The organism is Pseudomonas sp. WS 5411, assembly GCF_012985595.1.
GTDB classification, from domain to species: domain Bacteria; phylum Pseudomonadota; class Gammaproteobacteria; order Pseudomonadales; family Pseudomonadaceae; genus Aquipseudomonas; species Aquipseudomonas shahriarae.
The window spans coordinates 68,543-86,393 of the sequence record NZ_JAARMC010000008.1 but is presented as its reverse complement, the minus strand read 5'-3'; the positions used below and the strand labels follow the sequence as shown (position 1 = coordinate 86,393).

12 protein-coding genes are annotated in these 17,851 nt (G+C 60.5%); 1 reads left to right on the top strand and 11 read right to left on the bottom strand.

Translation table 11 applies throughout. The features are described from left to right. Positions 1-3: 3 nt before the first annotated feature. Together ccoO and ccoN are read right to left on the bottom strand one after the other, a co-directional pair. The gene (gene ccoO, locus HBR93_RS14010; RefSeq protein ID WP_029300055.1) at positions 4-612 is read right to left on the bottom strand and encodes a cytochrome-c oxidase, cbb3-type subunit II; all 609 of its coding nucleotides are present in this window, start codon (positions 610-612) and stop codon (positions 4-6) included. 10 nt (positions 613-622) lie between these two features. Further along, positions 623-2,047 (bottom strand): cytochrome-c oxidase, cbb3-type subunit I, encoded by a 1,425-nt coding sequence (ccoN, locus tag HBR93_RS14005; protein WP_169960512.1) that lies wholly within the window; start codon positions 2,045-2,047, stop codon positions 623-625. A gap of 79 nt (positions 2,048-2,126) precedes the next feature. Here ccoN and HBR93_RS14000 point away from each other — a divergent pair, with 79 nt between their 5' ends. Then, positions 2,127-2,819 carry an alpha/beta family hydrolase gene (locus tag HBR93_RS14000; protein ID WP_057439483.1) on the top strand — a complete coding sequence of 231 codons (693 nt, stop codon included), beginning with the start codon at positions 2,127-2,129 and terminating at the stop codon, positions 2,817-2,819. 103 nt (positions 2,820-2,922) lie between these two features. Here the strand turns inward: HBR93_RS14000 and HBR93_RS13995 are convergent, their stop codons facing one another. The 9 genes from HBR93_RS13995 to acnA form a co-directional block, all read right to left on the bottom strand. Then, positions 2,923-4,488, bottom strand: a complete 1,566-nt coding sequence (locus tag HBR93_RS13995) for a PAS domain-containing methyl-accepting chemotaxis protein (protein ID WP_057960312.1) — start codon at positions 4,486-4,488, stop codon at positions 2,923-2,925. An 84-nt stretch (positions 4,489-4,572) separates the two neighbouring features. Further along, complete coding sequence (locus tag HBR93_RS13990) at positions 4,573-5,745, bottom strand: glycosyltransferase family 4 protein (protein ID WP_169960511.1); 1,173 nt, start codon at positions 5,743-5,745, stop codon at positions 4,573-4,575. Beyond that, the gene (locus tag HBR93_RS13985) at positions 5,742-6,950 is read right to left on the bottom strand and encodes a glycosyltransferase family 4 protein (protein WP_346266849.1); all 1,209 of its coding nucleotides are present in this window, start codon (positions 6,948-6,950) and stop codon (positions 5,742-5,744) included. The genes HBR93_RS13990 and HBR93_RS13985 overlap by 4 nt, the downstream gene beginning before the upstream one ends. 31 nt (positions 6,951-6,981) lie before the next feature. After that, positions 6,982-7,794 (bottom strand): hypothetical protein, encoded by an 813-nt coding sequence (locus HBR93_RS13980; protein ID WP_169960510.1) that lies wholly within the window; start codon positions 7,792-7,794, stop codon positions 6,982-6,984. Beyond that, positions 7,718-11,389 carry a glycosyltransferase gene (locus HBR93_RS13975; protein ID WP_169960509.1) on the bottom strand — a complete coding sequence of 1,224 codons (3,672 nt, stop codon included), beginning with the start codon at positions 11,387-11,389 and terminating at the stop codon, positions 7,718-7,720. The genes HBR93_RS13980 and HBR93_RS13975 overlap by 77 nt, the downstream gene beginning before the upstream one ends. A 22-nt stretch (positions 11,390-11,411) precedes the next feature. Next, positions 11,412-12,674, bottom strand: coding sequence for a UDP-N-acetyl-D-mannosamine dehydrogenase (gene wecC / locus HBR93_RS13970; RefSeq protein WP_057438511.1), 1,263 nt, complete (start codon positions 12,672-12,674; stop codon positions 11,412-11,414). Continuing rightward, positions 12,671-13,810, bottom strand: coding sequence for a UDP-N-acetylglucosamine 2-epimerase (non-hydrolyzing) (gene wecB, locus HBR93_RS13965; protein WP_169960508.1), 1,140 nt, complete (start codon positions 13,808-13,810; stop codon positions 12,671-12,673). The genes wecC and wecB overlap by 4 nt, the downstream gene beginning before the upstream one ends. Positions 13,811-14,029: 219 nt before the next feature. Further along, a complete protein-coding gene (locus HBR93_RS13960; RefSeq protein WP_169960507.1) occupies positions 14,030-14,821 on the bottom strand; it encodes a CPBP family intramembrane glutamic endopeptidase in 792 nt (263 codons plus the stop codon). Between the two features lie 149 nt (positions 14,822-14,970). Next, positions 14,971-17,712 (bottom strand): aconitate hydratase AcnA, encoded by a 2,742-nt coding sequence (gene acnA / locus HBR93_RS13955; protein WP_057960305.1) that lies wholly within the window; start codon positions 17,710-17,712, stop codon positions 14,971-14,973. Positions 17,713-17,851: the final 139 nt, after the last annotated feature.

Sequence of the window (17,851 nt, the reverse complement as noted above, 5' to 3'; positions counted from 1 at the left end):
GGTTCACCTCTTGCTCTTGATTGCAGTGCCGAGCACTTGCAGGTAGGAGACCAGAGCGTCCATTTCGGTCTTGCCCTTGAGGCTGTCCACGGCGGCGGTGATGTCCGCGTCGGTGTACGGCACGCCGAGGGTGCGCATGACCTTGAGCTTGGTTTCGGTGTGGCTGCTGTCGACCTGGGCGGTGACCAGCCATGGATAGGCCGGCATCTTCGACTCAGGTACGACGTTGCGCGGGTTGTACAAGTGCGCGCGGTGCCAGTCGTCGGAGTAGCGTGCACCTACCCGGGCCAGGTCCGGACCGGTACGCTTGGAGCCCCACAGGAACGGGTGGTCCCACACGCTTTCGCCGGCGACCGAGTAGTGGCCGTAGCGTTCGGTCTCGGCGCGGAACGGCCGGATCATTTGCGAGTGGCACTGTACGCAGCCTTCGCGGATGTAGATGTCACGGCCTTCCAGTTGCAGCGCGGTATAGGGCTTCATGCCTTCGACCGGCTTGTTGGTGACGTCCTGGAAGAACAGCGGGACGATCTGCGTCAGGCCACCGATACTCACGGCAAGCACCATCAGCAGCATCAGCAGGCCGACGTTCTTTTCAATCGTTTCGTGTTTCATCATCGACTCCTCAGGCCATCTGCGCCGCAGCGGCTACTTCGGCAGGTTGTGCCGAACGCACGGTGCGCCAAGTGTTGTAAGCCATCAGGAACATGCCGCTGAGGAAGATCGCACCACCCACCAACCGCACGATGAAGCCTGGGTGGCTGGCCACCAGGGTTTCGACGAAGGAGTAGGTCAAGGTGCCGTCTTCGTTGACTGCACGCCACATCAGGCCCTGGGCAATGCCGTTGACCCACATCGAGGCGATGTAGAGCACGGTGCCGATGGTGGCCAGCCAGAAGTGCGCGTTGATCAGGCCGAGGCTGTACATCTGCTCGCGACCGAAGACTTTCGGGATCATGTGGTACAGCGCGCCGATGGAAATCATCGCCACCCAACCCAGAGCGCCGGCGTGTACGTGGCCGATGGTCCAGTCGGTGTAGTGGGACAGGGCGTTGACCGTCTTGATCGCCATCATCGGACCTTCAAAGGTCGACATGCCGTAGAACGCCAGCGATACAACGAGGAAGCGCAGGATCGGGTCGCTGCGCAGCTTATGCCAGGCGCCCGAGAGGGTCATCATGCCGTTGATCATGCCGCCCCAGCTTGGCGCCAGCAGAACCAGCGACATCACCATGCCCAGGGACTGTGCCCAGTCCGGCAGCGCGGTGTAGTGCAAGTGGTGCGGACCGGCCCAGATGTACAGGGTGATCAGTGCCCAGAAGTGCACGATGGACAAGCGATAGGAGTAAACCGGACGCTCGGCCTGTTTCGGCACGAAGTAGTACATCATCCCCAGGAAGCCTGCGGTGAGGAAGAAACCTACGGCGTTATGGCCGTACCACCACTGCACCATGGCATCCGTCGCACCGCCGTACAGCGAGTAGGACTTGGTCAGGCTGACCGGGATTTCCAGGTTGTTGACGATATGCAGGATCGCTACGGTGATGATGAACGCACCGAAGAACCAGTTACCGACGTAGATGTGCTTGGTGTTGCGCTTGGCCACGGTGCCGAAGAACACGATGGCATAGGCGACCCAGACAACGGTGATCAGGATGTCGATCGGCCATTCCAGCTCGGCGTATTCCTTGGAACTGGTATAGCCCAGTGGCAAGCTGATTGCCGCCAGCAGGATCACCAATTGCCAGCCCCAGAAGCAGAACGCGGCGACTTTCGGCGCGAACAGCTGGGTCTGGCAGGTGCGTTGCACCGCGTAGAAGGAGCTGGCAAACAGCGCGCAGCCACCAAACGCGAAAATCACCGCGTTGGTGTGCAGTGGGCGCAATCGACCGAAACTGGTCCAAGGCAGGTTGAAGTTGAGTTCGGGCCATACCAACTGGGCGGCGAGAAAAACCCCGAGCCCCATGCCGACGATGCCCCACACCACCGTCATAATGGCGAATTGGCGGACCACCTTGTAGTTATAGGCGGTACTTAAAGTAGTGTTCATGGTTCCCCATCCACGGTTCAACCCAAGCAGATGCAGCACTTGGGCTGGAGTTATAGGCAGACTAAAAAGCGAGGCAAGCATGGGCAAAGAGCACAAGGCCAGTATTGACGGGGATCAATGGGCGCAGTGTGTGGGTGAATACGGTTGGTTGTGGAATGCAGCCACGCGCGAGGGCGCTGGCCCATCACCCACGCTGATCCTGGCCCACGGTGCTGGCGCGCCGATGGACTCCGGCTTTATGGACGACATGGCTGCACGCCTTGCCGGGCATGGCGTGAACGTATTGCGCTTCGAGTTTCCCTACATGGCCCAGCGCCGCGTGGACGGGGGCAGGCGCCCACCGAATCCGGCTCCAAAGCTGCTGGAATGCTGGCGCGAGGTATATGCCCAGGTGCGACGTCATGTCGCTGGGCCTTTGGCTATTGGCGGCAAGTCCATGGGCGGGCGGATGGCCAGTTTATTGGCCGATGAATTGGCGGCTGATGCACTGGTGTGTCTGGGGTATCCGTTCTACGCGGTGGGCAAGCCAGAGAAGCCACGGGTCGAGCATCTGGCCGGGCTGAAGACCCCGACCTTGATTGTGCAGGGCGAACGCGATGCGCTGGGCAATCGGGCGGCGGTGGAGGGGTATGTGCTGTCGCCGAGCATCGAGGTGATGTGGCTGGTGGCGGGGGATCATGATTTGAAGCCGTTGAAGGCTTCGGGGTTTAGTCATGCGCAGCATTTGGAGGCTGCGGCGGGGAAGGTGGCAGGGTTTCTCGGCGCCTGTTAGGGCCTCATCGCGAGCAAGCTCGCTCCCACATTTTGAATGGATTCACAAATCAAAGTGTGGGAGCGAGCTTGCTCGCGATAGGGCTAGATCAGGCAGTCAATCCCTAGCGGTTAAACCGCTCCACCAACGAATACTGCGTATTCGCCGTATGCGTCAGCTCTTCACTCAACTGCGCCGAGTTCAACGCCTGCTCCGACGTCTGGTCCGCCAACAGCGCAATGGTGCTGATATTGCGGCTGATCTCTTCGGCCACCGAGCTTTGCTCCTCGGTCGCGGCGGCGATCTGGGTGGTCATGTCGGTAATATGGGCCACCGCCTCACTGATCCCCACCAGCGCCGCATCAGCCTCCATCACCCGTGCCACGCCTTCTTCAGCCTGGCGATGCCCGGCATCCATGGTCTGCACGGCGGTGCTGGCGGTCTGTTGCAGCTTGGCGATCAGGGCATGGATCTGCCCGGTGGATTCGCTGGTGCGTTGCGCCAGCTGCCGCACTTCATCGGCCACCACCGCAAACCCACGGCCCATCTCACCGGCACGCGCCGCTTCGATGGCGGCGTTGAGGGCCAGCAGGTTGGTCTGGTCGGCAATGCCTTTGATCACATCTACAACACCGCCAATCTCATCGCTGTCCTTGGCCAGTTGGGTCACGGTTGTCCCGGTCTCTCCAACCACCACCGACAGGCGCTGGATGGCCTCGCGGGTTTCCCCGGCAATGTCCCGGCCGCGGCTGGTCAGGCGATTGGCTTCCTGGGTCGCATCGGCCGTGCGCTGTACATGGCTGGCGACTTCCTGGGTGGTAGCGGCCATTTGATTGACGGCGGTGGCCACCTGCTCGGTCTCGACGCGCTGGCGTTCCAGGCCGGTTGAGCTGTTGTGGGCCAGGGTGTTGGACTGGCGCGCCTGGTCGTTGAGGTGCTCGGCGGTGTCCTGCAAACGGGTCAGGCAGGTCTTCAGGCGGGCTTCCTGGCTGAGGATCGACATCTCCAGTCGCGCCTGCGCGCCACGGCTGTCGGTGTACATCTGCGCAATCAGCGGGTCGGAGGTGGTCTGTTCGGCCAGGCGCAGCAGGCGCTTGAGGCCGCGCTGCTGCCAGCTCAGGCCGAGCAGGCCCAGGGGCACCGACAAGGCGGCGGCCAGGGCAAAACCCCAGTGGGAGTCGAACCAGACGCCGATCAGGAAGCTCAATTGGCTGACCAGGATAAACGGCAGCCAGTCCTGCAGTACCGGCAACCATTTATCGCTGCGCGGGATGGCCGACTTGCCCTGGTTGATTCGTTGGTACAGCGCTTCGGCACGGCGGATCTGCTCGGCGGTCGGCTTGACCCGCACCGATTCGTAGCCGATCACCTGTTCGCCGTCGAACACCGGGGTCACGTAGGCGTTGACCCAGTAGTGATCGCCGGTCTTGCAGCGGTTCTTAACGATGCCCATCCATGGCAAGCCTTGTTTGAGCGTCGTCCACATATGCGCGAACACGGCCGCCGGCACATCCGGGTGGCGAACCAGGTTGTGCGGGGCGCGCATCAGTTCATCCCGGGAAAACCCACTGATCTCGACAAACGCATCGTTGCAGTAAGTGATCACGCCTTTGGCATCGGTCGTGGAGATCAACCGTTGTTGAGCGGGGAAGGTACGTTCGCGCTGGGTAACGGGTTGGTTATTACGCATGATTGATCAATCCGCAAGGCTTTGACAGGTTGTCGGCCCCGGCGGGCTTTTATTTAACTTATTTTTGCAATAATCAGCGGGTTTCTATCGGGTGCCCAGGATGTCCATCGCCATGCGCTGGTGGATGGTGGTCCGTGCGTAATCGCGAACGAATGCCGAGCGGTCGGTGGGCTCGAGCTTGAGTCGAGCCAGTGCGGCGATGGCGGACTCCACATCTGCCGGGGCAAACACCGAAGCGTTGGCGATATGGGTAGTGGCGAAGTGTTTTGAGTAGCCTTCCAGGCCTGCCAGGATCGGCTTGCCGGTGGCGGCGTATTCGAACAACTTGGAAGGAATGACCTTGAGGAACGCCTTGAATGTATTGAGGTGCAAAAAAAGCACATCAGCCTGGTCATAGTGAGTGATGAGTTGGGCGCGGGGTGTCGGTGCAATCAGTTCGACATTCGTGATCTGCCGGCTTTGCAGTTCATCCCGCAACTTTTGTAGCGTGCCGCCATGGCCGATCACGTAGAAGCGCGCCCTGTCAGCCAAGCGTTCAGCCAACTGCGGGATGATTTTTTCCAGGCCCTGGCCTGCGCCGATATTGCCGGCATAGACAATTTTCAGGCGATCGGCAGGTGCCCAGGGGGTGTCCTGTGGGAGTGCTGGCTGGCAGAAGAGGGCGTCAATGCCATTGGTGAAGGTGGAAAACGTCTTATGCGGGTAGCGCTCGACGAAGTAACTGAGAAACCCCGGTGACACCAGGTTGATCCGCGATGCCTGGTTTATCGTAAGCCGTTCGACCACGTAAAACAGCCGGGCCAGGCACTTGCCTATAACGCCGGGGAATAGATCGGGCAATACATCGACGAAAATATCGCGGATATCCAGATAGAGTGGCGTCTTGCGTGCGCTGGCGATAGACGCCGCCAGGGCGGCGGTCATCAGCCGCGAGGAGGAGGCGAGGATCAAGTCGTACTCTTTGCCCTTTATCGCTTTGCGCACCCCATGGGCATAGGCAACAAACCCCCAGGCCTGATCGCGGAAGTTCCTGGGGTGCTTGGGCAGGGCTATGCGCGTAATACAAAGCCCTGGCCGCTGTTGGGCATCGCTGTCTACCGTGCAAGAGGTGGCATAGCGGTTGGGATGAGTGGTGAGCAAGTCGATCTGCACCTCGTCGCCCGGGTGCGCCAGCAGGGCCTCAACCATCGCTTCGACCCGAAATGCCGCCAGGTCAGGCGGGTAATAGAAGCTCAGTAGCAGAATTCGTATGGTCATGGATGGCCCTGGTCCTTGCCTGCCAACCGGTGGTACAGCCCCACCAGTTCGGCTTCTTGCTGTTCCCAGTTCAAATATCTGGCGGCAATCAGGGTATTGCCGGCATACCTGCGGCGTAACGCGGGATCACCCAGCAGGCGGGTGAGGGCTGTTTGCAGTTGCACGTCGTCACCCGCCGGTACCAGCAGCCCGATGTCATGGGCTCTGACAATCCGGCGAATTTCCGGGAAGTCCGTGGCGATCACCGGCAGCCCGGCGATCACGTACTCGAACAATTTGTTGGAGTCGGTGGTGAAGTGGTTCAGGCAGGTGTTTTCGATGGGTTGCACACCAATGTCGGCCGACGCGGTGTAGCTGGGCAAATCCGCCAGGGGCACCACCGGGATAAAATGCACCCGTTCGGCCAGGCCCAGTTCATTGCATAACGTCATTAACGGCACGCAGAGCTTGCCGCCGCCGATCAGCACGAAATAGGCATCCGGTACCCTTGCCGCTACCCGCAACAGCCGTTCCAGCCCGCGTCCCTGCTGCAATCCTCCCTGATAAACGATGATCGGCCAGGGCTGCAACAGCCCCAGTTCGTTGCGGATCCGTTGCGTCGGCGGGTTGTTGCTGAACCGGGGGCGATTCTGCAGCACCTGCGGGCGGGCAATCGCGTATGCCCGGGCAAAGAACTTCGCCCGCGTCTCGGTGGTGGTGATGTTGCCGTCAGTCCTGGGCATCAGCGTGCGCTCGATCAGCGCTACCCACTTGCGGTAGCGCCCGTAACCTTCGCGGCTGGTGCTGAGCTCATGGGCGTCGTACACCAGCTTGGCGCCACTGAGCCGGGCGGCGAGCCAGGCGCTGGGCAGGGTATTGACGTCATGGGCATGGATCACCGTGGCGCGGTGCCCGGCAATGCGCGCTATCAGGCCGATATGGGTCCACAGCCGGGCAACCACGCGCAGGATGGTCATTGGGGTGCCAGCAGCCGACGCGCTCGGTGATTGTTGCGCTTTGACACGGCGCCATCGCCATAACGGACGTCGTGCGACCCGAACTACCCGGGTGCCATCCATGAGGGTTTCCTTACTACGGGTCACGCCGGGAGTATGCAGCGCGAATACCGTGACTAGATAGCCAGCCGACTGAAGGGTCTGGGCTTGTTTTAATACCCGGGCGTCATTGCGGAATTCGTTCCATACGAGCATGGCAATACGAGTCACGGGAACCCTCTCCTGTTCGGCTAGTTGAGAATCAATGGGCGAAGAACAGGGCATTGATTTTCTGCTGATGGTTTTTCAGATAAATAGCGTCCTCAATCATCGACTTGAGCCGGGCGAGACTTTGCCGGACCAGAATCAACGAGATAAGGGCGATATAGATGGGGGTAGGGGTCATGTACAGAAAGTCCATGACCATAAAGGCAAATGTTCCCAGGAAACCCAGGGAGGACAGGGCATTGAGCAGCGCATGATGGTGGCGCTGCACAATTGAACGGATGCGGTCTTTGCGGTTGTATAAAACGATGATCAGTGTCGTGACGACCGCAATGTAAGTAAGGGCAATGGTCAGTAACGCGGGGTAGATGTAAAGGAGTGCGCTGAGGGTAATTGTCACGAAGCTGGCCGCTGACAAACCTCGGGTGAACCTGGAAAACGCCAGTACCGCCAACGGTCGCTGATGACTCAAGCTGTGGGACTTTTGGTTGTGCTTCATCAGTTGGTAGGCGCCTGTTCTGGAATAGCGCGACGCAATCAGCTCGGACAGTAAGTACAAGCCATAAAACAGAGCGGTCAATAAACTAAGGCCGATAATCAGCCAGGGCTTGCTGAATGACTTGAGGGCCGGGGGTAAATACTCGGGTATCGACTCGGAGCCCAACAGGATGAGTATTTTGATCGGCAACAGGAAGGTCACGATCAATAGGCCTTGCGCGCAGAAGTGGGCGGTATGGGCGGTGAAGGTGGCGGTCGGAGTGACTCGCATGAATTTACGAGCCAATGACATGCACCAGCCCAGAGTCGATAGCAGGGTGATCTGTAATGTCGACGCTTTCTCGATGGTCATTTGAGTCTCGTATGAGGTTGAGTTCAGCCTGTGATATCTGCAGCGTGTCACTTTGCATAACCACCCGTTGTCTGGCGCGCAGGGACTTTTCCTGGAACGTGCGGGGGTTCAGGAACAGGGTTTCAATGGCGTCGCTCAGCTCGATGAAGCTCTCTGGGGCCGCGAGAAAACCACATTCATCATCGACAAACTCCGGTATTGCGCCGACTCGATTAGTAATCGGCACTAAGCCCGAGGCCATTGCCTCGTCGCGAGAAACACCCTGGGTGTCCATGCGACTGGGGCACAGGAACACCCCATAGTCTTTATGTAGTTCGGCGATTTCGGATTGTTTCAAGTAACCCTTGTCAATCCGCACATTCGCGTATTGGCGCAGGGGGGCCAATGTTTCCTCAAATAAAGGCCCGTCCCCGATCAGGCGAAATTGCAGTTCACTGAACCAGGGTTTTTGCGCCAGCAACTGGATGGCCTTGACACTCAGGTCATTGGCATAAGTGCGCGATACATAGGGGCGGATCGAGAGGATTTTCTTGCGTTGTTCAGGCGGTTTTTCCTGATAGGAAAACAACTGGGTATTAATCGGGTTGTGAATGATCCGGTACTGGTTTTTGGGTAAGCGAAAACCCAGGTCTTCCATGACTTCCTCGGCAAAGTGATGGGAGACGAACACCAGTTGCAAATGGGCCGGCATGGGGTTCAACAGGTTGCGCCAGAAACCCAAGCGCCGCTCGCTTTCAAGTGTGCCCAGTTGCTGTTGTTCTGCGCTGAGGTAGTTGTGCGCCCGCCGCCACCATGGCTGGATTTCGGAGCCATGGACCCAGACAATTGTGGGGAGGGCGTGCTTGCGCAACACCTCCCACATCTGCGGATCCAGGAAGTGCACCAGCACCGATTGGTATGACCCCGACCCGAGCATGTTTGCCAGGGCTGCCTGGGAGCCGGTGATGACATCGACGTTTTCAAACTCTTGGTAACTGACCGGCTCATTTGGCCGCAGGCGGAACACATCCACCGCTAGCCCTTGCGCTTGATACGCGCTCACACGGGTATGCAAAAAGCCGTTCCGGTACAGGTCGTCATAGGCCGGGTAATGGTTGCTCAGCAGCAAGTGCCCGGCTTTGCCGAGTAGGGTCGATGGCTGCGTATCGCGATGGCCCAGGACCAGCGCCTTGATTGTTGTGCTGCCACTTGCGTAAGCGCGGATCCCCAGGCGCACGCAGGCCGTTTCGGGGGGGACATCACAGCTCAGGTTGCAATTAGCCGTGTGCAGCTGATGGCTGATGCGTTGTTTCTGCGCATCTAGAAACAGGATGACCAACTGAATATTCAGGCCTGGGGTGGCATCGAGGAACAGCTTCAGGGGAGCGCTGCTAGCCAGTTGGTCCACGGGCAGTTCCTGCCGGGCATAGTGGTATTCATGCCGACCGTCCGCGAGGGTTGAACAGATGTGCCAGGTACCTGCGTCGACCTCGGCTTGCAGCAACCTACTGCCTAGTGGGGCAAACAGCTTTGCCAAGGCTTCGCCGCTGATGTACGGCGTGCTGACACTCACTTGCAGCGGGGGGATGGTTTCTGCGTGACGTTGCAGTGTGTCGAGGGTGATACCGCTAGCCACCTCAACATCATCCACCACGGCGCTGACGTGCTGTGGGTTGGCGCCAGCCGCATTTTTACAGTAGTTGAAGGCATCGGTTGCCAGGGCCAGAGGGTTTCGGTACTCGAGGGAGGGCAGGGCGTGGAGCCAGGCGCAGGCAGTTTGCCCGGCCAGCGACGAGGGTTTGATCAGTGCGCAACGGGCGGCGATGGCACTGCTGCAACGGTAGTCTTGCCCTGCGTTCTGTAGATGGATGCCATGCTCGTCGGCTGCGTAGTGTGCCACCTTGCCGATCACGCTGGTCTGGCTGTAGCGCGTGGCCAGGGCCAGGTCGAGTAAGTAGTGGGGGCCGTAATAGTCCTCGGCGAGCATCCCGCCCACCCAGGCTGCGCCGTTGGCCAGTTCAGCCACGGTAATGGCGTTCAATTGCTTGCGGCTGATCAGGCGCAAGCGTGGGTCCGTAGCGGTTGCCCCCGAGTGCACCACTACCGTCATGAGGATATTGCTGTAGCGCTGGCGCTGCAGGTGCCGGGTCAGTGCCAGCAGCTCGGCGTTGTTGACCGCGTTGGCGATGATGCAGATCGTGGGCAAGGGATCGTCTTGAGGCGTGCCGGTGACTTTGGCCATGACATACCGCAAGCGATGAGCGTAGGTGTGTTCCTGCATCACCTTGCGCAAGCCGGCCAGGCGCAGTTTGGCGCTGTATTGCGGGTTGTCCGCCAGTGTCTTGAGCTGGTTGAGCATGTGCGAACTGTTGTCGGTGGCGATAACCAGATCCCCCAACAGCATGCGCAGGCCGCGGGAGAAATTGCTGACAGTCAGGGTGTTGGAGCCCAGCAGCTCGAAGACGCGTCGCGCAAACATCGACTGGGATTGCTTGACCGAGTTGAGATTGATCCCGTAGCGATAGCCTTTGTAGGCCAGGGCCATTTGATCGGCTCTCAAGGTCCCCACGATGTAAGGTTGATACTCCACAGGGAACTGATAGTTGGAGTCTTGTTTACCGAGGTTGCGGTCGTAGATCTCCAAGGGGCGCAAACGTGACAGTTCACTGATGAGGTTGACGAGGTCGCGGATCCGATCGGGATAACGGACGTAGTAGGAACCGGCAAAGCAGAACCCGTCCTTGCGTTCATACAGCTCAATCGGGTTGTGCACCGCCGGCTGGCAGGCAAAGGGCAGCAGGTAGACGCGGTCGTGTCCCAGTGCGCCTTTATAGCGGTGAATGCAGTCGATATCGGTGGTGAATACAAAGTCGAATTGCTTGGCCGTATTCAGGAAGGTGTCGTAGTGCACGGGGTCTTCCTTGTTCCAGAACACTGTAGGCACGTGGTGTTCCCTGCACCACTGCACGACGCCCCGCAGCTCTTCGCAATTGTGCCCCACCTTGTTGCGCCACACGTCATCCTGGCCGCGCCATGCCGACTCGATAAACAGCAGTTCGGGTTGGAACGCTTCGAGTTCCGCCAGGTAGCGGGTCGGGGTCAGTTGCAGCAACTGGCATTCATGGCGGTAGGCATCGTAGGTAAATGCGTCCATCACGCAGGCCATTCTTAATTGTTTGGCATTCTCCTGGGCGCCTGGCAGCAGATGGCGGTGGACATGCTCGGCCTCTGCCAGCGGGCGGGGCGCGGGGGTCGCGATAACCGGCGCGGTGGCAGGCAGCGACTGCCGTACATGCTCAACCTTTGTGGGGGTGCAAATCGGGCGGTTCCTACGGGCTTGCCGGTACAGCCTGAACAAGATCGCCGGCAGGCGCAGCAATGCGCCCAGCGAGCGGGTGCCGGTCTTCAACTGGTAGCCCAATTGATAGGTGAGGCTGGCGCGAGTCTTGATCAGCCGCTGTTCTGCCAGGTGGCGCTTGGCATTGGCACTGTTCAGGCTGTCGTCAAGCGTGGCGATCTGCTCAAGAGCGCGGGTGAGGGCCGCCTGCAATTGTTCGCTGTTCGCGCGTTGCTCCTCAAGGTTCTGGCGCAGTTGCTTGTGTAAGGCGCGTTCCATCGCATTCATCCTTGATTCGTTCTCAAGCCGCCAGCACGCCGGCAGCATCAATCACCAGAAGGCCATCGCGCAGGGCGGGCATCGACATGAATTCGCGATGCCTGACCAGCACGACATGAATCTGCGCCCGCTCGAGGGCGTCGGTGGTATCGGTCAGCGCGTGCATCGCCATGTCGGCGGGCAGCCCCTCGATGTTCGGTTCTACCAGCAGCAGTTTTACCCCCAGCTCCTTGCCCAGTTGCCGGGCGATACCCAGGGCGGGGCTTTCACGCAGGTCGTCGATATCGGCCTTGAACGCCAGGCCATAGCAGGCGATCCGTACGCTGCCTGCCTGCAGGTCGGTACGCTTGAGCAGCAGCGTGGCCAACGCCAGCTTGACCTGTTGGATCACCCACTGCGGCTTATACTCATTGACCTCGCGGGCCGTACGGATCAGGCGCGCCAGTTCCGGGGTCTGGCTGACGATGAACCACGGATCGACGGCAATGCAGTGCCCGCCCACACCCGGACCTGGCTGGAGGATGTTCACCCGCGGGTGATGGTTGGCCAGGCGAATCAGCTCCCAAGGGTTGATCCTCAACTGTGCGCAGATCATTGACAGCTCATTGGCGAAGGCAATATTGACGTCGCGAAAGCTGTTTTCCGTGAGCTTGCACATTTCTGCCGTACGCGCGTCGGTCACAAGGCACTGGCCTTCGACGAACGTCTGGTACAACTGGGCAGCAGCGGCCGAACAGGCCGGCGTCAGGCCGCCGATGATCCGATCATTGCTCACCAGTTCGCGTAGTACATGGCCCGGCAACACACGCTCCGGGCAGTGGGCGATGCGGATATCGCTGGCTTCGCCGTGGGTTGCCGGGAAGGTCAGGTCGGGGCGCGCCCGGGCAAGCCACTGGGCCATGCGCTCGGTGGTGCCCACCGGGGAAGTGGACTCGAGGATGACCAGGTCGCGTTTTTTCAGCGCCGGGGCCAGGGCTTCGACCGCTGCCCGGATATAGCTCAGGTCGGGCTCATGGTTGTCCTTGAATGGCGTGGGGACGGCGATCAGGAACGCCTGCGCAGGTTCCACCTTGGTGGTTGCCCGCAGGTAGCCTTGGGTGATCACCGCGTGAACCAGCAGCTCCAGCCCGGGCTCGACAATATGCACGGCCCCGCGATTGATGATGTCCACGGTGCGCGGGTTGATATCCACGCCGACCACCTGTTTTTTGCGCGAGGCAAAAATGGCTGCGGTTGGCAGGCCGATGTAGCCCAGGCCGATGACGCAAATCTTCTCGACACTCATGCGGCGGCCTCGTTTTTTTGTGGAAGGTCCAGTAGCGCTGCCCGAATACGCAGGCAAGCGTTACCGTCGCCATAAGGGTTATGGGCGATGCTCATTTGCCGATACTCGGCTTCGTTCTCCAGCAATTGGTTGAGGTGATGGGTGATGCAACCGATGTCGGTGCCTACCAGCCTGACGGTGCCTGCCGCGACCGCTTCGGGGCGCTCTGTGGTCTCGCGCATCACCAGCACCGGCTTGCCCAGGGCGGGTGCTTCTTCCTGGATGCCGCCCGAATCGGTCAGGATCAGGTGGGCGCGGGTCATCAGGTACACGAAGGGCAAGTAATCCTGGGGGGCGATCAGGTACACGTTGTCGATCCCCGCCAGCAGACGTTTCACCGGCTGCTGTACGTTGGGGTTCAGGTGCACGGGGTAAACAAAGGCCACGTCCGGAAAGCACCGGGCGCTGTGAGCCAGGGCCTGGCAGATACGCTCCAGACCTTCGCCAAAGTTCTCGCGGCGATGACCCGTCACCAGCACCATGCGTTGCCCCAGGGGCAGGAAGGCAAACTGCCGATCAAGCCTGGCGCGGATCGGCACCAGTTTCTCCACCGTACTGAGCAGCGCATCAATCACGGTGTTGCCCGTGACATGGATGCTGTCCGGGGCTACGCCTTCATTGAGCAGGTTTTGCCGGGATGTTTGCGTGGGCGCAAAGTGGATCGTCGCCAGGCTGCCGGTCAGGCGCCGATTGCCTTCTTCCGGCCAGGGCGAATACAGGTCGTTGGTGCGCAGCCCGGCTTCAATGTGGGCAATCGGGATCTGCCGGTAATAGGCCGCCAGGCTGGCGGCGAAGGTGGTGGCGGTGTCGCCGTGAACCAGGATCACATCCGGTTTGAAGTCATCCAGCACCGCCTGCAGTCCCTGGATGATGGCCGTGGTCACATCCGTCAGGTTTTGGCCTGCCTTCATGATGTTCAGGTCGTAATCAGGCACCAGCTCAAACAGCTCAAGCACTTGGTCCAGCATCTCGCGATGCTGCGCGGTGACACAGATTCTTGCGTCGAAATCGGCATCAGCTGCCAGTTGGATCGCCAGCGGCGCCATTTTTATGGCCTCCGGACGAGTGCCGAAGATGGACAGGGTCTTGAGAGGCATGGGCGTGGGTTCTTATTGGGTACCTGACACACAGGCGTGGGTTCCCTCATCGCAGTCCCGGCAATTGAAAGCTCTGCTGGTTGGGTGAGTACGAAAGCTCCTAGGCATTCTGCCGAACGGGGGTAGGTGCGACCACTGACCGTACGGCTAGGTTTTATCGAACCCCGAACACACAAAAGCCGCCCGAAGGCGGCTTTGTGTTCAGTGCAGAGTGGCGGCTCAGCCCGCCAGCATCGGGTAGGTAAACAGCCCGAAATGCAGCAGGTTCAAGCCAAAGTGTGTGGCAATCGCTGCGCCCAGGCCGCCGAAGCGGTAGGCCAGGCCGTACCCCGCGCCGGCGATACTGGCCAGCAGCACCCATTGCCAACCCGCGCCCACATGCACCAGGCCAAACAGCAGCGAGGCCAGCAGCAAGGCGAGGTTTTCGCCATAAGGCAGTTGCTTGAAGCGCCGGCTCAGGCCGCCCTGGATATAGCCGCGAAACAGTGCTTCCTCAACCAGGGTCACCAGTAACAGGTTGTTCAACACCCAGAGCCAGGCCTGGTCCGGCCATTTGGGCGCCCAACTGATAATGCCCAGAAGCATCGCCCCGCCGAGGGCGGCGATGGTGGTCAGGGTCAAGGCCAGGGCCGTGGCATAGATCGACAGGCGCAACGGGCGGCGAGCGACGATCCACGGGCAGACCAGCAGCAGCCAGAAACCAATCAACGGTTTGTCCTGGTTCAGGTACATCGAGAAGGGCACGGCATCGGCGCTGAAGCGCTGCGGGTCGATGCCGCGACCGTTGTAGAAACCGGGCAGCCAGTGCATCGCCAGGCCCAGGGCCAGCACGATAAACAAGCCATGGCCAAGGTAGCGCGCCCATGGGACGTGTTGTTGGCGCACGGCGTAACCTGCCACCAGCAATAGGCCGATGGACACCAGGGCCAGTAAACCCAGTTGCCCGTAGGCCAGGGCCAGTGCATAGCCGATGGATAGAAGTGCCAGGTATAGCCAGGGTAAAGCGGGCATTGAAAATCCTTGTGACGTTAAAAATGACGCAATTGCTTTTGCAGGAACCGGCAAGCCGGTTCTTGCAACGGGTGCGTATTATAGCGGCGGTACCTGGAGGCAAAAATGAAAACACCGCCCGAAGGCGGTGTTTTGTATGGCTTGACGCGTTATGAAGCGATCAGCTGACGCAATACATAGTGCAGAATCCCGCCCGCCTTGAAGTATTCAACTTCATTGAGGGTGTCGATCCGGCACAGCACCTCGACCTTCTCGCTACGGCCATCTTCGCGGGTAATCACCAGCGTCAGGTTCATGCGTGGCTCGATCTCGGCATGGGTCAGGCCGAGGATGTCGATCTTCTCCTTGCCGGTCAGCTGCAGGGCCTTGCGGTTCTGGTCCAGCTTGAACTGCAACGGCAGCACGCCCATGCCCACCAGGTTGGAGCGGTGGATGCGCTCGAAGCTCTCGGCGATCACCGCCTTGACCCCCAGCAAGTTGGTGCCCTTGGCGGCCCAGTCGCGGCTGGAGCCGGTGCCGTATTCCTGGCCGGCGATCACCACCAATGGCGTGCCGGATGCCTGGTATTTCATGGCCGCATCGTAGATCGGCATCTTCTCGCCGGTAGGAATGTAGAGGGTGTTGCCCCCTTCTTCGCCGCCGAGCATTTCGTTGCGGATGCGGATGTTGGCGAAGGTGCCGCGCATCATCACTTCATGGTTGCCGCGGCGCGAGCCGTAGGAGTTGAAGTCCCGCGGTTCCACACCCTGTTCGCGCAGGTAGCGTCCGGCAGGGCTGTCGGCCTTGATATTGCCGGCAGGGGAGATGTGGTCGGTGGTCACCGAGTCGCCAAGCAGGGCCAGGATATTGGCGCCCTGCACATCCTTGATCACCGGCAGCGGCCCGGCGATGTCATCGAAGAACGGCGGGTGCTGGATATAGGTGGAGTCTTCCTGCCACACATAAGTCGCGGCCTGCGGCACTTCAATGGCTTGCCACTGTGCGTCACCGGCAAACACCTCGGCGTATTCCTTGTGGAACATGCTGGTGCTGACCTGGGCCACCGCGTCGGCGATCTCCTGGCTGCTGGGCCAGATATCGCGCAGGTAGACCGGCTGGCCATCCTTGCCGGTGCCCAGGGGCTCGCTGCTGATATCAATGCGCACGGTCCCGGCCAGGGCATAGGCCACCACCAGCGGTGGCGAGGCCAGCCAGTTGGTTTTCACCAGCGGGTGCACGCGGCCTTCGAAGTTTCGGTTGCCGGACAGCACCGACGCTACCGTCAGGTCGGCTTGCTGAATGGCTTTCTCGATAGGCTCAGGCAGCGGCCCGGAGTTGCCGATGCAGGTAGTGCAGCCATAGCCCACCAGGTCGAAGCCCAGTTGGTCCAGGTAGGGGGTCAGGCCGGCGGCGTTGTAGTAGTCGGTGACCACCTTGGAGCCGGGCGCCAGCGAGCTCTTTACCCAGGGCTTGCGGCTCAGGCCCTTTTCCACGGCTTTTTTCGCGACCAGGCCGGCGGCCATCATCACGCTCGGGTTGGAGGTGTTGGTGCACGAAGTAATGGCCGCAATCACCACCGCGCCGTTTTTCAGGCGATAGGTCTGGCCTTCGAAGTCGTAGTCGGCTTCACCCACCAGGTCGGCATTGCCCACCGCAACACCGCCACCGCCTTCACTTTCCAGGCGACCTTCTTCCTTGCTGGCAGGCTTGAACTGCAAGTCGAGGAAGTCGCTGAAGGCCTGGCTCACATCCGGCAGCGAGACTCGGTCCTGTGGGCGTTTCGGCCCGGCCAGGCTGGCCTCGACAGTGCCCATGTCGAGGGCCAGGCTGTCGGTGAACACTGGTTCTTCACCGGCGTTGCGCCACAGGCCCTGGGCCTTGGTATAGGCCTCGACCAGCTTGACGGTGGCGGCAGGCCGGCCCGACAGGCGCAGGTAGTCCAGGGTCACATCATCCACTGGGAAAAAGCCGCAGGTGGCGCCGTATTCCGGGGCCATGTTGGCGATGGTGGCGCGGTCGGCCAGGGGCAGGTCGGCGAGGCCGTCGCCATAGAACTCGACGAACTTGCCCACTACGCCTTTTTTACGCAGCATCTGCGTGACCGTCAGCACCAGGTCGGTGGCGGTGATGCCTTCTTTCAATTTGCCGGTGAGCTTGAAGCCGATCACTTCCGGGATCAGCATAGACACCGGCTGGCCGAGCATCGCCGCTTCTGCCTCGATACCGCCCACGCCCCAGCCCAGCACGCCGAGGCCGTTGATCATGGTGGTGTGGGAGTCGGTGCCCACCAGGGTGTCGGGGAAGGCGTAGGTGCGGCCATCTTCGTCCTTGGTCCACACGGTGCGGCCCAGGTACTCCAGGTTGACCTGGTGACAGATGCCGGTACCCGGCGGCACGACGCTGAAATTATCAAAGGCGCTCTGGCCCCAGCGCAGGAACGCATAACGTTCGCCGTTGCGCTGCATTTCGATATCGACGTTTTGCTCGAAGGCGTCGGCATTGCCGAACTTGTCGACCATCACCGAGTGGTCAATCACCAGGTCCACCGGCGACAGCGGGTTGATGCGCTGCGGATCGCCACCGGCCTTGGCCACGGCGGCGCGCATGGCGGCCAGGTCGACCACGGCGGGTACGCCGGTAAAGTCCTGCATCAATACCCGGGCCGGGCGGTACTGGATTTCGCGATCGGAGCGGCGCTCCTTGAGCCAGGCGGCAAGGGCCTTGAGGTCGGCACCGGTGACGGTTTTGTCGTCCTCCCAGCGCAGCAGGTTTTCCAGCAGCACCTTGAGGGACATCGGCAACTTGTCCAGGTCTCCCAGGCTCTTGGCGGCTTCGGGCAGGCTGAAGTAGTGGTAGGTCTTGCTGTCGATTTGCAGGGTCTTAAGGGTTCTCAGGCTATCAACGGATGACATTACATGACTCCTTATGGTCCGCACGGCTACGGACCTGACGGGACGAACAGAGCTTATAAGCTAGCCCGGTTTTCAGTAGCAGGCTAATTACTGGACTCTATGGGCAAGTCCAAGGTTCCGAACTCAGCTATCATGCGCG

Bases quoted from the DNA above. Each gene is read 5' to 3' on its own strand.
- wecB (WP_169960508.1), bottom strand. From the start codon at position 13,810: ATGCCTCTCAAGACCCTGTCCATCTTCGGCACTCGTCCGGAGGCCATA.
- HBR93_RS13960 (WP_169960507.1), bottom strand. From the start codon at position 14,821: ATGCCCGCTTTACCCTGGCTATACCTGGCACTTCTATCCATCGGCTAT.
- HBR93_RS13975 (WP_169960509.1), bottom strand. From the start codon at position 11,389: ATGGAACGCGCCTTACACAAGCAACTGCGCCAGAACCTTGAGGAGCAA.
- HBR93_RS13990 (WP_169960511.1), bottom strand. From the start codon at position 5,745: ATGACCATACGAATTCTGCTACTGAGCTTCTATTACCCGCCTGACCTG.
- HBR93_RS13995 (WP_057960312.1), bottom strand. From the start codon at position 4,488: ATGCGTAATAACCAACCCGTTACCCAGCGCGAACGTACCTTCCCCGCT.
- acnA (WP_057960305.1), bottom strand. From the start codon at position 17,712: ATGTCATCCGTTGATAGCCTGAGAACCCTTAAGACCCTGCAAATCGAC.
- HBR93_RS13980 (WP_169960510.1), bottom strand. From the start codon at position 7,794: ATGACCATCGAGAAAGCGTCGACATTACAGATCACCCTGCTATCGACT.
- HBR93_RS14000 (WP_057439483.1), top strand. From the start codon at position 2,127: ATGGGCAAAGAGCACAAGGCCAGTATTGACGGGGATCAATGGGCGCAG.
- ccoN (WP_169960512.1), bottom strand. From the start codon at position 2,047: ATGAACACTACTTTAAGTACCGCCTATAACTACAAGGTGGTCCGCCAA.
- wecC (WP_057438511.1), bottom strand. From the start codon at position 12,674: ATGAGTGTCGAGAAGATTTGCGTCATCGGCCTGGGCTACATCGGCCTG.
- ccoO (WP_029300055.1), bottom strand. From the start codon at position 612: ATGAAACACGAAACGATTGAAAAGAACGTCGGCCTGCTGATGCTGCTG.